At 67.2% G+C, this 14,635-nt stretch carries 10 protein-coding genes; 6 read left to right on the top strand and 4 right to left on the bottom strand.

The genetic code is table 11. From position 1 onward, the window contains the following. The first annotated feature begins 290 nt into the window (after positions 1-290). Positions 291-1,580, top strand: coding sequence for a glycosyltransferase (locus BN971_RS05930; protein WP_085180225.1), 1,290 nt, complete (start codon positions 291-293; stop codon positions 1,578-1,580). Positions 1,581-1,600: 20 nt separating this feature from the next. Here BN971_RS05930 and BN971_RS05925 read toward each other — a convergent pair whose 3' ends face one another. Next, positions 1,601-2,848: a glycosyltransferase family 4 protein gene (locus BN971_RS05925; RefSeq protein ID WP_169718577.1), complete on the bottom strand. Its 1,248-nt coding sequence runs from the start codon at positions 2,846-2,848 to the stop codon at positions 1,601-1,603. A 64-nt stretch (positions 2,849-2,912) separates the two neighbouring features. On the opposite strand from BN971_RS05925, the gene BN971_RS05920 reads away from it, so the two are divergent. After that, complete coding sequence (locus BN971_RS05920) at positions 2,913-3,905, top strand: Gfo/Idh/MocA family protein (RefSeq protein ID WP_085180223.1); 993 nt, start codon at positions 2,913-2,915, stop codon at positions 3,903-3,905. A gap of 38 nt (positions 3,906-3,943) precedes the next feature. Here the strand turns inward: BN971_RS05920 and BN971_RS05915 are convergent, their stop codons facing one another. Next, positions 3,944-5,278, bottom strand: a complete 1,335-nt coding sequence (locus tag BN971_RS05915; RefSeq protein WP_249262706.1) for a GMC oxidoreductase — start codon at positions 5,276-5,278, stop codon at positions 3,944-3,946. A gap of 791 nt (positions 5,279-6,069) precedes the next feature. On the opposite strand from BN971_RS05915, the gene BN971_RS05910 reads away from it, so the two are divergent. From BN971_RS05910 to BN971_RS05900, 3 genes are all read left to right on the top strand, one after another. Beyond that, complete coding sequence (locus tag BN971_RS05910; RefSeq protein WP_085180221.1) at positions 6,070-7,074, top strand: Gfo/Idh/MocA family protein; 1,005 nt, start codon at positions 6,070-6,072, stop codon at positions 7,072-7,074. A 193-nt stretch (positions 7,075-7,267) separates the two neighbouring features. Beyond that, positions 7,268-8,650: a nucleotide sugar dehydrogenase gene (locus BN971_RS05905; RefSeq protein WP_085180220.1), complete on the top strand. Its 1,383-nt coding sequence runs from the start codon at positions 7,268-7,270 to the stop codon at positions 8,648-8,650. 39 nt (positions 8,651-8,689) lie between these two features. After that, positions 8,690-9,691, top strand: a complete 1,002-nt coding sequence (locus BN971_RS05900; protein WP_085180219.1) for an NAD-dependent epimerase/dehydratase family protein — start codon at positions 8,690-8,692, stop codon at positions 9,689-9,691. Positions 9,692-9,775: 84 nt separating this feature from the next. On the opposite strand, the gene BN971_RS05895 is transcribed toward BN971_RS05900, so the two are convergent. Next, entirely contained in the window at positions 9,776-11,941 is a 2,166-nt protein-coding gene (locus tag BN971_RS05895) for an acyltransferase family protein (RefSeq protein ID WP_085180218.1), read from the bottom strand. Between the two features lie 274 nt (positions 11,942-12,215). On the opposite strand from BN971_RS05895, the gene BN971_RS05890 reads away from it, so the two are divergent. Continuing rightward, a complete protein-coding gene (locus tag BN971_RS05890; protein ID WP_085180217.1) occupies positions 12,216-13,496 on the top strand; it encodes a glycosyltransferase in 1,281 nt (426 codons plus the stop codon). A 12-nt stretch (positions 13,497-13,508) separates the two neighbouring features. Here BN971_RS05890 and BN971_RS05885 read toward each other — a convergent pair whose 3' ends face one another. After that, positions 13,509-14,612, bottom strand: coding sequence for an NAD-dependent epimerase/dehydratase family protein (locus tag BN971_RS05885; RefSeq protein ID WP_085180216.1), 1,104 nt, complete (start codon positions 14,610-14,612; stop codon positions 13,509-13,511). Between the last annotated feature and the right edge of the window lie 23 nt (positions 14,613-14,635).

Raw genomic sequence — 14,635 nt, 5'->3', positions numbered from 1 at the left:
CATGGTCAATTTGCGAAGATCACCGGCTATTCGCAGGTGGGTGTATAGAGGGGGTCTGCGTGTCGTTGGTCCGGACCAGGAGACGCCTTCCGAAGATTGGGCGCGCCTTGGGGACCGGTCGTTGAGAACGTCGCGACGGGACGACGGGATGACGACCGGACCAGCCATGCGAATGGTGCAAGCGCCCGCTCATAATCGGACAACCGGTAATAATGATCGGTGCCCCTGACTTCGGCCATACCCGTGACAGGCGCAAGTGCCCGTGACATTTGGAAGGACGAGAGCCCGCGATGAAATTTGTGCTCGCCTGCTATGGAAGTCGCGGTGATGTCGAGCCCTCCGTCGTTGTCGGTCGCGAGCTGCAGCGGCGAGGGCACGACGTGCGGATGGCCGTCTCGCCCAACCTGGTCGGCTTCACCGAGTCGGCTGGGCTTGCGGCGGTCGCCTACGGGCTGGACACCCAGGCCCTCCTGGACGCGCAGCGCAACTACTGGACATGTCGCTTCCACACTCCGTGGAAATTCAAAGAGCTGAACAGGCTGCAGCGCGAGAATCTGGAGATCTCTGCCCAATGCTGGAGGGATATGGGCAAAACCCTCATCTCGCTGGCGGAGGGGGCGGACCTGCTATTCACCGGCCTGACCTTCGAGCAGCCCGCTGCCAACGTCGCCGAGTATTACGACATTCCGTTGGCCACACTGGACTACTACCCGATCCGGGCCAACGGGCAACTCCTGCCGTTCCTGCCGTCGCCGTTGATCCGCCGCGCCTGGTTGATGGGCGAATGGATGAATTGGCGGGCGATGAAGAAGACCGAGGATGCGCAGCGCCGGGAACTGGGCCTGCCGAAGGCCACCCGCCCGACGTCGCGACGGATCACCGAACGCGGTTCATTGCAGATCCAGGCCTACGACGAGGTGTGGTTTCCCGGGCTGGCCGCCGAGTGGGCGAAATTCGATGGCCAGCGGCCCTTCGTCGGCACCCTGACGATGGAGTCGCCGACGGACGCTGACGAGGAGGCCGCGTCGTGGATCGCCGCCGGCACACCGCCGATCTTCTTCGGCTTCGGCACCATACCCATCGCGTCTCCGGCCGACACGCTCGCGATGATCGCCGCGGCCTGCGCGGAGGTGGGCGAGCGCGCATTGGTCTGCGCCGGGTCGAGTGACTTCAGCACCGCCCCCGATTACGAGCACGTCAAGGTGGTGAGCACGGTCAACTACGCGACCACCTTTCCCACCTGCCGCGCGGTCGTTCACCACGGTGGCGCGGGCACTTTGGCCGCGGGCCTGCGTGCCGGGGTCCCGACGTTGATCCTCTGGACGCTGCCCGATCAGATTTTCTGGGGCGCCCAACTGAAACGGCTCAAGGTCGGCTCGGCGCGCCGTTTTTCATCGGTTACCCGCAAATCGCTGGTCTCGGAACTTCGCACCATCCTGGCGCCGCACTACCTCACGCGCGCCCGCGAGATCGCCACCCGGATGACCAAACCGGCCGAAAGCGCCGCAGCCGCCGCCGATCTCCTGGAAAGCTTCGCCCGCGTGCGGCGCTGCGGGCCGGCCGTGGCGCCGAGTCGTTGATGTCAGGGCGGGCCTGAGCTTCAACACAGGTCGAGAATGGCGGCGAGTTCATGGTCGTGACGGGTGCGTTCGAAGCGCCGCGCGGTTTCCACCGCGTGCACGGCGAGGCTACGCCGCAGGTCCTCGTCCGACTCGAGCGCCATCAGGTTGGCTGCGAGCGCATTCGCGTCCCCGACAGGGCTCAGCAGCCCGTTGACGCCTGGATCGATGATCTCCGGAGTGCCACCGGCGTTTGTTCCGCACACCGGCAATCCCGCTCTCATCGCCTCCACGGTGACCCGTCCGAAGGCCTCGCACTCGCTGCACATGAGGCCGACGTGGGCGGCGGTCCAATAGGGTTCGACGTTTTCCGTCGGTCCGTGAATGTCCACCAGGTCCACGACGCCCAGGCGTCGGGCAAGCTCGCGAACCGGTTCTTGGTCCCCGGCACCGACCAACGTCAATTCGATGTCGACGCCGGCCTTTCGGGCAATGGCAACAGCCTCGACGGCAAGGTGTTGCCCCTTGTATTGGGAGTAGCGACCGACCAGCACAGCTCGCAGTGGCTCGCCCGGATGCCGCGGCGGCGCCGTCGCGGGTGCGGCGTCGATGGCGGGGTAGAGCACACACGTCTTGATCGTCGGATCCACCTCGAGTAGCGACTTCTCAACCGCTCGCGAACTGCAGATCACCGTCTTCGAAAGCCGTCCAATCGCGCGGACGGTCCCGCGGTAGCCCAGGAAAAACCGAAGCTGGTGGTCGTCCTTCCCGAACTCGCAGACCATCCAGTAGTGCGGGATTCCGAGGAGTTTGGCAGCGACGGCGTGCGACGGAATGCCCATCGTGTTGGTCAGCACCATCGTTGGCCGCAGTCGCATCAGTAGCAGCACCGCTCGCACAATCCCGGGCAGGAGTTGCGCGATGACGATCGCTTCCGCAAGTGGTACGAGCAGCGCGCCGACCACCGCCGCGGTGAGTCGCGAACTGACCCCTTCCCGCCATTGTTCGTAGTAAGCCCACCACGGCACCCAGCTGATCTCGGTGCGCATACCGTATCCGGCGCACTCGGACGCGAGGCTTCCCTGCCGCGGGTAGACGCCGACCATATCGAGGTCTGGCCGCATTTTCCGCAGCGCCAGCACCATGTCACGAAATCCGAATTCCGCGCCTCCGGCCATCTCCCATTTATGGGAGATGACCAACACGCGGGGGAGCTCGTCTTTTGTGCGGTTTTTCGCAGTGGCGCGCCGCCTGAATTGCGCTCGGCGCCAGATATCGGCGGCAATCATTGCGACAGTATGCCCAACCGCGCGCCACACGAGCGGCACTGGGTCGGGTGCTAGCATCCCGGCCATGGTTGGAGGCGGCGCCCCGGTGCGGATCGGCATTCTGGGGGCAGCCCGCATCACGCCGGCGGCGCTGATCAAGCCCGCTCAGGGGAACGCTGAAGTCGTGGTGGCCGCGGTCGCCGCACGCGACGTGTCGCGTGCTCAAGCCTTTGCCGCCCAACACGGCATCGCGCGGGTGCACGACAGTTACGAGGCGCTGATCGCCGATCCGGAGGTGGACGCGGTCTACAACCCGTTGCCAACCGCCTTGCACGGCAGGTGGACTCGGGCTGCGCTGGACGCCGGCAAGCACGTGCTGTGCGAAAAGCCTTTCACCGCCAACGCCGCCGAGGCCCGCGAGCTCGCCGAACTGGCCGCGAAGTCAGACCGAGTGGTGATGGAGGCTTTTCATTACCGCTACCACCCCTGCGCTTTGCGGGTCGACGAGATCATCGCGTCGGGGGAGCTGGGCAAGCTGGAGCGGGTCGAGGGGAACTGGTGCTTCTGGATGCCGAAGTTCTCGCACAACCGCTACAACTACGCCCTCGGTGGCGGCGCGCTCATGGACCTCGGATGTTATGCGGTCGACATGGTGCGCAGGTTCGGCGGCTCGACGCCGAAAGTCGTTTCGGCGCAGGCGAAACTGCGCGGGCCCGAGGTGGACCGGGCCATGACGGCCGAATTGCGCTTCGCCGACGGGCACACCGGTCGGATCCACTGTGCGATGTGGTCGACCGATCTACCGCGCCTCACGGTAAGGGTGGTCGGCGACCGCGGCGAGCTGCGGCTCCATCCGCTGATACCGTTCCAGCGGTTTTCGGTCCGCTCCACTACCGGCAAGCGTGCGGAGAACTTCACGTCGGCGCGCTCAACCTACGCCTATCAGCTCGACGCCTTCGCCGCGGCCGTGCTGCGCGGTGAACCGGTGCGGACGACACCGGAAGAAGCGGTCGAGAACATGACCGTGATCGACGCGATGTATCGCGCTGCCGGCCTGTCGATTCGGATGCCGGCCTAACCGGCCGTCCGTTCGCCCAGAGCGGGCGATCGACCGGGTCAGGCGGCGAAATGCGCCTGGTTCAGGTGGTCGGCCACCCGCAGGGCGTTGGCCGCGACGGTCAAGCTGGGGTTCAAACCGGCGCTCGAGGGAAAGAACGAGGTGTCCACCACGTAGAGGTTGTCGACTTCGTGTGCCCGGTTGTGCGGGTCCAGCACGCTGGTTTTGGGATCGGCGCCAAAGCGACACGTGCCGCAGGCGTGACCCAGGTTCGCATTGGCTTCACCGCTCCCGACGGGCATGTGGCGGAACGGCTTCAACACGTCTTTGAGCTGCCGCAAGAAGGCCGCGCGACGTTGGATCTCGCTGGGGTGCAAGCGATACTGCATGCGTAGCCGCTGGCGGCCGTCCAGGCTGGGCCGGTCGTAGGGCAGGACGCGATTGTCCAAATAAGGCAGGTCTTCCGTCATCGCGGCCAGCACCAGTCCGCCGGTGAAGAACCGCGTGTAGATCTGGCGCACCGCGGGGCTCATCGCGCGCAGCGCCCTGCCCCGCCAGTCGGGGCGGTTGGTCAGCCACTGCATCGGCGGTATCGCGCCGAACGATTGCAGGGTGCCGTGTTTCTGTCCCTCAATGAAATAGAAGTCGTTGAGCCCGATCTCCTTGTTCGCGGCGTCGGTCCGGTGGTTGGGGTGCGGCCACACCTCGATCGGGTCCAGCAAATGGCGCATCAGATTGCGGCCCACATAGTCCGAGCCGTTGGCGAGTCCGCGTGGCCAGTCCCCCGATCGGGAGTTGAGCAGCAGCACCGGGGTGGCCAGGGCTCCGGCGGCCAGCACCACCACCTTGGCCTTGAGGGCCAGCATGTCGCCGTGATGCTGGGCGATCACCTGGGTGACCTTGGTGCGGTCGGCCTCGAGGCGCACGACGCGGCATTCGGGCAACAGGTGGGCGCCGTGCTCGGTTACTGCGGGCAGCACGCCGTTGCGGGCGGCGTCGTTCTTGCACGACCGGGCACACAGATAGGTTTGGCAGGTGGCACAGTCGTCGGTGTAGTCGCAGGCCATCGGCAGGTGGTAGGGGTGCAGTCCGCGGCCGGTCAGGTAGTTGACCAGCGGCTGGTTGTCCGCCGAAAAAGGCGGTGCCGGGGGCAGCCCGACGGCGGCGGATTCGGGGCGCAGAGGGTCGGGCGCGCCGCGCACGCCGAGCTGTTTTTCGGCTTGGGCGTACCAGGGGCTGAGCTGGTCGTAGGTGATCGGCCAGGCCTCGGGCACGGTGGAGTCGCCGGGGTCGCGGAAGTTTTGGCGGGGGGTGAAGTCTTGGGCGAAGAAGCGTTCGCAGACCATGCCGTAGAGGGCCGAGGAGCCGCCGGTGCCGGCACCGATGAACGGCACGAAGCGCTTGGGGAAGCGCCCGCTGATGTCTTCGATCTCGTCGGTGGTGCGCCGCGCACGCCGAGCTGTTTTTCGGCTTGGGCGTACCAGGGGCTGAGCTGGTCGTAGGTGATCGGCCAGGCCTCGGGCACGGTGGAGTCGCCGGGGTCGCGGAAGTTTTGGCGGGGGGTGAAGTCTTGGGCGAAGAAGCGTTCGCAGACCATGCCGTAGAGGGCCGAGGAGCCGCCGGTGCCGGCACCGATGAACGGCACGAAGCGCTTGGGGAAGCGCCCGCTGATGTCTTCGATCTCGTCGGTGGTGCGCCCGGCGCGGGCCAGGGCGTCGTAGTACGCCCCCGCGGAACGGGCCGCCCTCGGTTCGGCCAGTTCGGGCATCGCGTCACGGATGGTTCCCGGCGTCCCGGGCAGGGTCGATCGTCCTTTCTCGACGAATAGCACCCGCCGGCCCGAGCGGGCCAGCGAGTAGCCCAGCATTCCGCCGCCCATGCCGGTGCCCACGACGATCACGTCCCACACGACGCGTTCGGTCGCGCGCGCACTCGAATCGCCGTCCGCCAATCGAGCTCCTCAGCTGGGATGACGCCCCAATCCTTGCCCGGTCCGGGCGAATCGGGATCGTAGCATCCGGTCCCGGTAGCCGACCTGTGAACGCCGTCGGGGTCGCATCCGATCTTCCCGCCGGGCATCTCGGCCATCTCGGTGGCACGCGGGTGTTCGCCGCGCCACAACCGCACCACCCGAGCCTCGCTCGTATCTCCGGATTGACCAGGGCCGACTGCTAGCATCGCCCCCATGCCTGGACGCGGGGCCGCCCCGGTGCGGATCGGCGTCCTGGGCGCGTCGCACTGGGCGCCGATGACGCTCCTCAACCCGGCGAGGGAAAACACTGACGTCGTGGTGGCCGCGGTGGCCTCACGCAACGTCTCCCGCGCGCGAGTTTTCGCCGCCGAACACGGCATCGTCCGGGTGCATGACGACTACGCGGCGCTGATCGCCGATCCCGACCTGGACGCGGTCTACAACCTGCTGCCCACAAGCGCGCACGGCAGGTGGACCCGGGCCGCGCTGGACGCGGGCAAGCACGTGCTGTGCCAGAAGCCGTTCACCGCCAATGCCGCCGAGGCCCGCGAGGTCGCCGATCTGGTCGCCAAATCGGACCGGGTGGTGATGGAGGCGCTGCAGTATCGCTACCACCCGTTGACTGCGCGCGTCGAGCAGATCATCGCGTCGGGAGAGCTGGGCAACCTGGAGCGGGTGGAGATTGCCGTCTGCGCGTTACTGCCAAGGCGCTCCAACCCCAACGCCTATGACTACTCCCTCGCCGGCGGTGCGGTCATGAACACCGGCGTTTATCTGGCCGACATGCTTCGAGCGTTCGGCGGTTCGACCCCCGAAGTCGTTTCGGCACGGGCCAAGCTGGGCGGTCCCCAGGTGGACCGGGCCGCGACGGCCGAGTTGCGGTTTGCCGGCGGGCACACGGGCCGGCTGCACTGCGCGCAGTGGTCGTCCGATCTGTTCCGGGCGAGCGCCAAGATAGTTGGCGGGCGCGGGCAGCTGCGTTACCTCAGCCCGGCGGCGCCCCACCTCCTGCCGCGGCTCTCCGTCCGCTCGGCCGACGGAAAGCGGGTGGAGCGCTTCCCGCGGCGCTCTGCCTACTCGTATCAGCTCGACGCTTTCGCCGGGGCGGTGCTGCGCGGGGAACCGGTGAAGACAACGCCGCAAAGCGCGATCGAGAACATGACCGTCGTCGATGCGATCTACCGCGCTGCCGGACTTCCGCTCCGTCAGCCGTCCTGAACTCCTCGTCCCTTCGCCCGGTGGCCCTTCGGGTGACAACGACCCGGTCGCGTCGGGCGCCCAACCGAAACTTGGGGATTCCAGGCCTATTGGATGGGTGTTGGATTAGACTCCGGACGGGTCAGCGGGGGTGGGAGGTCGCCGCTTTCGATTCACGGAAAGGGCACGGGGGACTGAAGGGCTGGGTTCCGCGATGGCTCAAGGCGTGTTCGGACGCAGCGATGCTGAGGTCGACCTCCTGGTGCGAGGCATGCGCTCGGGCATCGCGGTGGTGGGCTTCGGCTACATCGGCACCGTGATCGGCGCCGTGCTGGCCGACCGCGGCTGGCCCGTGACGGGGATCGACGTGCGGCAGAGCGTCGTCGACGAGATCAACCTGGGCAAGAGCACCGTGCCGGAGCCGGGCCTTGGCGAACTGGTGTCCAACAGCGTGCGAGTCGGCCGGCTTCGCGCCACCACCGATTTCGGCGCGCTGGCCGACAATGACTTCGTCATCGTGACCGTCGGCACGCCGCTCGGCCCGGACTTCGAGCCGATCGTCGACGACATCAAGGCGGCGGCGAAGGCCGTGGGGCAGCACCTGCGTTCCGGCCACCTGGTCATCCTCAAGAGCACCGTGCCGCCCGACACCACCGAAACCCTCGTCCGGCCGATCCTCGAGGAGGTCTCGGGCCTGCGGGCCGGCGTCGACTTCGGGTTGGCGTTCTGCCCCGAGCGGCTCGCCGAAGGCCAGGCCATCCGCGAGCTGACATCGATCCCCGTGGTGGTCGGCGCCGTCGACGAGCGCAGCGCTCGCGCCTGCTCGACCCTGTGGCGCCACGCGCTGGGAGTGGACTCTGTGGTGGTCGACGATCCGCGGACCGCCGAAATGGTCAAGCTTGCCGACAACTTGTGGGTCGACCTCAACGTCGCGCTGGCCAACGAGCTGGCCAAGGTCTGCGACCGGCTCGGGATGGACGCCCTCCAGGTCATCGAGGCGGCCAACACGATGCCCAAGGGCGGGCGCGATGCCAACATCCTGCGGCCGAGCATGGGCGTCGGCGGCTACTGCCTGACAAAGGACCCGTGGTTCGTCAACCATCTGGGCGAATCCGTGGGGTTGGAGCTGGCGATTCCGCGGACGTCGAGGACCGTCAACGACACGATGCCGGCCTACACCTACGGGCTGCTCACGCAGCTGCTCGCCGACCAGGGCAAGGCGATCGAAACCACCAAGATCGCGGTGCTGGGCATCGCGTTCAAGAACAACACCGGCGACTGCCGGCTCACACCCACCAAGTACGTCGTCGACATGCTCGAGGAGTCCGGCTGCCAGCTGTCGATCCATGACCCGTGGGTGCCGGACGAGGAAGCCCACACGGTGACCAAGATCCCGCTGACCCCCGACATCGAGTCGGCGGCCAAGGACGCCGACGCCTTGGTGGTTCTGGCGGGGCACCGGGAATTCCACCAGATCCCACTGGTGCGGCTCGCGGAGCTGACGGCCGCCGGGTGCGTGTTCCTCGACGGACGGAACAGCTTCGACCCGGCCGCGGTGCGCGCCGCCGGCTTCGTCTATAAGGGGATAGGTCGATAAGCGGCCGATAGCCCGCCGAAAGCAAACGAAAGAGCAAATATGTCCAATGTCGTCGTAACGGGCGGCTACGGCTTCATCGGATCGCATTTGGTCTCCGCACTGCTGGACCGCGGAGACTCCGTCACGGTGTTCGACTTCGCCAAGAACACCCGGGACACCAGCATCGATTTTGACCGGCACCCCAACTTCCGGTTCGTGCAAGGCGACGTCACCGACCTGAGCGCGCTGGAAAAAGCCCTGACGCCCGGCGTCGACACGGTCTTTCACCTGGCCGCCGTCGTCGGTGTCAAGAACTACCTCGACGATCCGCTCGGTGTACTCGACGTCAACGTGATCGGCACGCGCAACGTCCTGCAGCTGAGTCGGCGGCACGGAACACGCGTGGTGTTCGCCAGCACCTCCGAGGTGTTCGGGAAGAATCCCAACCCACCGTTCGCCGAGGACGACGACCGCGTCCTCGGTTCGACGAGGACGGCGCGGTGGAGCTACAGCACCAGCAAGGCCATGGCCGAGCATCTCGTGTTCGCGATGCACAGCGCTTACGGGTTGCCGGTGACGGTGGTGCGCTACTTCAATGTCTATGGCCCCCGGCAGAATCCGATTTTCGTGATTTCGCAGAGCATCCACCGGATTCTCAATGGTCGCCAGCCGTTGCTGTACGACTCGGGTGACCAGACGCGCTGTTTCACCTACGTCGACGACGCCATCGCCGGCACCCTGCTCGCGGCCGACAGCGACGCCGCGATCGGCGAGGCCTTCAACATCGGCAGCATGACCGAGACCACCATGCGCGACGCCGTCGCACTGGCGATCAAGATCGCGGACGTCGACTCGGTGTCGAGCGCCGAAGCTGTCGACACCGGCGCCCGATACGGGGGTCGCTACGAGGACATCCCCCGTCGCATCCCGGACTCGACCAAGGCGCAGCGCGAGTTGGGGTGGCGGCTTCGGGTCGATGTCGAGGAAGGGATCCGCCGCACCATCGAGTGGGCGAGGGCCAATCCGTGGTACCTCAAGGGGCCCGCTGGGGATGAAGCGTAGGACCGCCGCTCAAGCCGGGTGACCCGCAGTCAGTGGTGATCAGGCGAACCATGTGCGGGAGCGCGCCCAACGCGCCGCGCCAGGTCAACCGCTGGCGAGCGTGCGATCGGCCAGCGCCCCCATAACCGGGGCCAGTTGCCGGGAGTATTCGCGCGTCAGGTGCGCCTCGTCCAGGTAGACCAGGCTGTTGCCCACGATGACCGGGCAGCGATCGGGGGTACAGAACAGCTCAGTGAGGTCCGAGTATTGTGCGCCGCCAGCTTTGGTGGCCGCGGCTTCGGCGGCGATGCCGATCTGGTTCACCGCCTTCGAGGTTGGCGGAGTGCAGGCGGTCGCGTCGGCGAGGTGGTCGGCCAGGCAGTCCGGCACGATTGACTGCGGATCCGGGATCGGCCCGAGGACCAGCACCTGCGCGCCGCTGCCGCGGAGCTTCTTCACCAGGCGGTTCAGGGCGTCGATCCACGCCGGGTCGTAGGACGTGATACCGGACTGCCGATATGCCCGCCTCATGCTCAGCACAACGAGCCGCGGTCGCTCTGTCTGTAGCCGTGCGGTGATCTGACCGCGCCACTGGTCGCACTCGGTGTAGGCCCGGTCAACGGCCCCGTTGATGGTGGGAAGGTCGAGCATTGGACATGCGGCCTTTGTCATGGTCTCCAGCCGCCAGTGCCGCTGTTTGGCGACCTCCACGAACGCAGGATTCCACATCGCAGCATCCGAGTCACCGACCAGAGCCACCGTCGTGGTTGAGGCGGGTTCGCCGCTGGCGCACTCGGGCTGGCCGACTTCGAACAAATTACGAAGGCAGCCGTCCAAATACAAGGCCTTAACTTCGGCGGTTACGCCGGCAAGCGGCGGGGTGAGGTTCGAAGGGATGGCTTTCAGCCCGACGGATGCTGCGACCGCAGCCTGCACCTCCGCGAACACATGCTGCACCGCCGCGTCGTATGCCTCCACGCTGGAACCGGTGGGTGGAGTCGCCGCGGTGACGGTCAGCGCCGGAGCCGCAGGACCGCGGCCGACCGGCACGGGCATCCATACCAGGAGGGCCACGCCGACGGCGGCTGCGATTGTGGTGGCCGCACCGCCAACGGCGAGACTGCGGTTGGCCGACCGGCGCAGGGGAGCGGCGAAGCGCACCGGATTCTCGATGAAACGCAGAGTAAAGAAGGCCAGCCCAAGGGACAGCAAAACCTCCGTCAGCCTTACCCAAAGGGTATGGGTCGCTGACGGTGGAACCACCTGCAGCAACGGCCAGTGCCACAGGTACCACGAGTACGACACCCGGCCAAGCGCCCGCATCGGCCGCATTGCCAATACACGTCCGATTCCCTGAGCGGGGGCGGCGCAGCCCGCGCCGATCACCACCGCCGCACCCAGCACGGGCAACAGCGCGGCGGTTCCTGGATAGGGCGTCGCCGGGCCCAGCCGGACGCAGGCTAGGAGGATCAGCCCCAGCCCTGCGCATCCCGCGATCACGGCGGCAAGTGCCGGGAGTCGGCGCCACTGGCCGGCGGTGAGGGCCACCAGGCCGCCGACGGCCAACTCCCAGGCGCGGGTGGGCAGCGAAAAGAACGCCACGGGGGGCACCGCGCGAGTGAACACGAGTGACAGCGCAAATGACAGCGCCGCGACGAGCGCCAGGACGATCAGATACGGGCGCTCCGAGGGGGCGGCCAGGGCTCCGGCGCGTCGCCGCGTATGCCGGATGACCCACGCCGTGCCGATGATCAGGGCTGGCCACACCAGGTAGAACTGCTCCTCGACGCCCAACGACCAGTAGTGCAGGAACGGCGACGGTAGGGCATCGGCGAGATAGTCGACGCCCTGAAGCATGAACCGGTAGTTACTGACGTACAACGCGCTGGCAATGCCGTCATAGAAGACGCTCCGGGACTGCAATACCGGTGACAGGGCGGCCGCGCCGAGCATGATGACGACGCCTACCGTGGCGGACGCCGGGAGCAGTCGGCGGGCCCGCGCCCCATAGAAGCGGCGCAACCCGACGGTTCCGGTGGTGCTTGCCTCGCGCCAGAGCAGTCCGGTGATCAGAAAACCCGAGATGATAAAGAACACGTCCACGCCGACAAGCCCACCGCTCAGACCGGGCACGTGGGCGTGGAACAGGACGACGGCCACCACCGCGACGGCGCGCAAGCCCTCGATGTCCGGGCGAAATTCCTTCTGGGGCGGATGCTTGCGCCGCACTTCTTCGGTAGGGCTAACGCTGTCGGCCCGGCGCACGGTCACCTACCTAACGAGAGGATGCGTTCTTCAAGTCGAGGAATTATCACACACCTGTTCAACACGACTCGGCCGAATCTTCAACTACTGGTGCAGCGGCCGGCTCGACGACGGACGCCAGGCTTCGGCCGGGTTGCCTGTCTGCCGTTTGCCAGATTTCCGGCTTCCAGTTCGACAGCGCGGGTACCGGGTTATGCTGCTGGGCGGCTGAGCCGGGGACGCGGCCTGCCGCTTCCGTTCCCAGCATGCGCACGGGCAGTGAAAGGCTAGGACCTCGCCGATGAAATTTGTGCTGGCAAACTGGGGAACTCGCGGGGAAGTCGAGCCCTACGTCACTGTCGGCCGCGAGCTGGTGCGCCGCGGGCACTACGTCCACATGGCCGTCGCCCCCGAGATGGTGAGCTTCGTCGAGGCGGCCGGTCCCACGGCGGTGGCGTACGGACCGGAATTGAAAGCCATCCTGGACCCGCATCGCGATTTCTGGGCCGGCTTGTTCACCAAACCCTGGCGGGTCAAGGAGCTGAGCAGGTTGTCGGCCGATTATGCGACGCCCCTCACCCGGTGCCGGCCGGAGGTCAGCAAGACGCTGACGTCGCTCGCGGACGGGGCCGACCTGCTGCTCACCGGCATGAATTTCGAGGACGACGCGCTCAACGCCGCGGAGTATTGCGGCATTCCGTTCGCCACCCTGCACATCTTCCCGCTGCGAGCCAACGGCAGGCTCCTGCCGTTCCTGCCTGCGCCGTTGGCCCGCTCCGCGACGAGGCTGCTCGACTGGGCGGCCTGGCGCGGAGGGAAGAAGGTCGAGGACGCGCAGCGCCGCGAGCTCGGTTTACCGGAGGCGACGAGCCCCTGGCCGCGTCGGATCACCGAACGCGGTTCGCTGGAAATCCAGGCCTACGACGAGGTGTGCTATCCGGGGCTGGCCGCCGAATGGGCCAGCTGGAATGAGCAACGACCCCCGAGGAGGCCGTTCGTCGGCGCGCTGACGATGGAGTTGCCGACGGACGCCGATGAGGAAGTCGCGTCGTGGATCGCCGCGGGAACGCCGCCGATCTGCTTCGGATTTGGCAGCGTGGGCGTCGAGTCCGCGGCCGACACGCTGGCCATGATCAGCTCGGCCTGCGCGCAGCTGGGTGAGCGGGCGTTGGTGTGTGCCGCCGGATCCGACTACAGCAAGGCCCCGCACGGCGAGCACGTCAAAGTGGTCGGCGTGATGAATTACGCGGCGGCCCTGCCCGCCTGCCGCGCGTTCGTGCATCACGGCGGCTGCGGCACCACGAACGCGGGTCTGCGCGCGGGACTGCCGACGCTGATCCTCTGGACGTTGCCCGATCAGGGGCTGTGGGGAGCGCGGGTCAAACGACTGAAGGTGGGGACCGGCCGGCGCTTTTCGGCCACCACCGAGAAATCGTTGGTTGCGGACCTTCGCACTGTCCTGGACCCGCAATGCCTCACCCGGGCTCGCGAGCTCGCCACCCGGATGACCAAACCCGCCGACAGCGTCGCGACCACCGCCGATCTGGTGGAAGAGTTCGCCCGCCTCAAGCGGGTCGGCTGACCCGGCCGTTCGTTACTTGACCGAGGCTGTCACGCGCGTGTGATCGGTTGGCCCGGAAGCTGCTTCGTCGGGCTGCTCGCCGATCCAGTCCAGCAGGGCACGCAGCCCCTCCTCGAGCGCCCACTTCGGGCGCCAGTCAAGTTCCTTCGTTGCCGGCTCGATGTCGCACCTCGCGGCGCGCACGTCGCCGTCACGGAACTTCCCCACGACGACCGGTTCGGGGGCATCGCAAATCGCGGCAATCGTTCGCGCCAGCTCATGGATGGTCGTCGGGACACCGGATCCGATATCGAGGCAGCGTCGCGGCGCCGCGGGCGCCTCGATCGCGGCGAACAGCGCCTCGACGACATCGTCGATATAGACGAAGTCGCGCACGATTCGTCCGTCTTCGTAGACGTCCAGTGCGCGCTGGCCGCGTGCCAAGCGCGCGAAGAGGGCGACGATTCCGGTGTATGAGTTCGTCAGCGACTGGCCCGGTCCGTAGACATTCTGCAGCCGCAGCACGCTGAGACGGGTGTCATGGGCGGCCGCCCAGGCGGCCAAGATGTGCTCCTGGGCGAGCTTGGTCGCGGCATAGATGTTGGTGGGCCGCGGTTCCGTTCGCGTGGCGCAGCTCGGCAGCGGCACCGCGGCTTCACCCGCGGGCCCTTGCGGATCCCAGCTACCGGCCACGAGCTGAGCGTGGCTGCGCGGCTGCGGGTAGAAGACCTCGGATCCGTATTGCCAGGAGCCTTCGCCGTAGACGGCTCTCGACGAGGCCAGCACGAACTGCTCGGGTATGTGCGTCGAGCGGCTGAGGGCGTCAAGCAGCTGCGTTGTTCCCACGACGTTCACCGAGCCGTGGCGCGTCGCTTCCGACAGCGACTGCGCCGTTCCGGTCTCGGCCGCCAGATGGACGATCTGGGACGGCCGGCACAACCGCAGCACGGCATCCCAGTCGGGCGCATGGGTGACGTCGCCGGTGCACAACCGCACCGATGGCGGCAGGTCGATCGCCGAACCCGCGCCATGCACCTGCGGGTGCAAGACGTCCATCACGGCGACGTCGTAGCCGGCTTCGACGAGGCGGCGGGCCAGCGCGGATCCGATGAATCCCGCCCCGCCGGTGATCAGCACAGATGTCGACACAATCCGATCCC

This window comes from Mycobacterium bohemicum DSM 44277 (genome assembly GCF_001053185.1).
GTDB lineage: Bacteria > Actinomycetota > Actinomycetes > Mycobacteriales > Mycobacteriaceae > Mycobacterium > Mycobacterium bohemicum.
The sequence above is the reverse complement of the archived record's forward strand: the minus strand, read 5'-3'. Positions and strand labels throughout refer to the sequence as shown.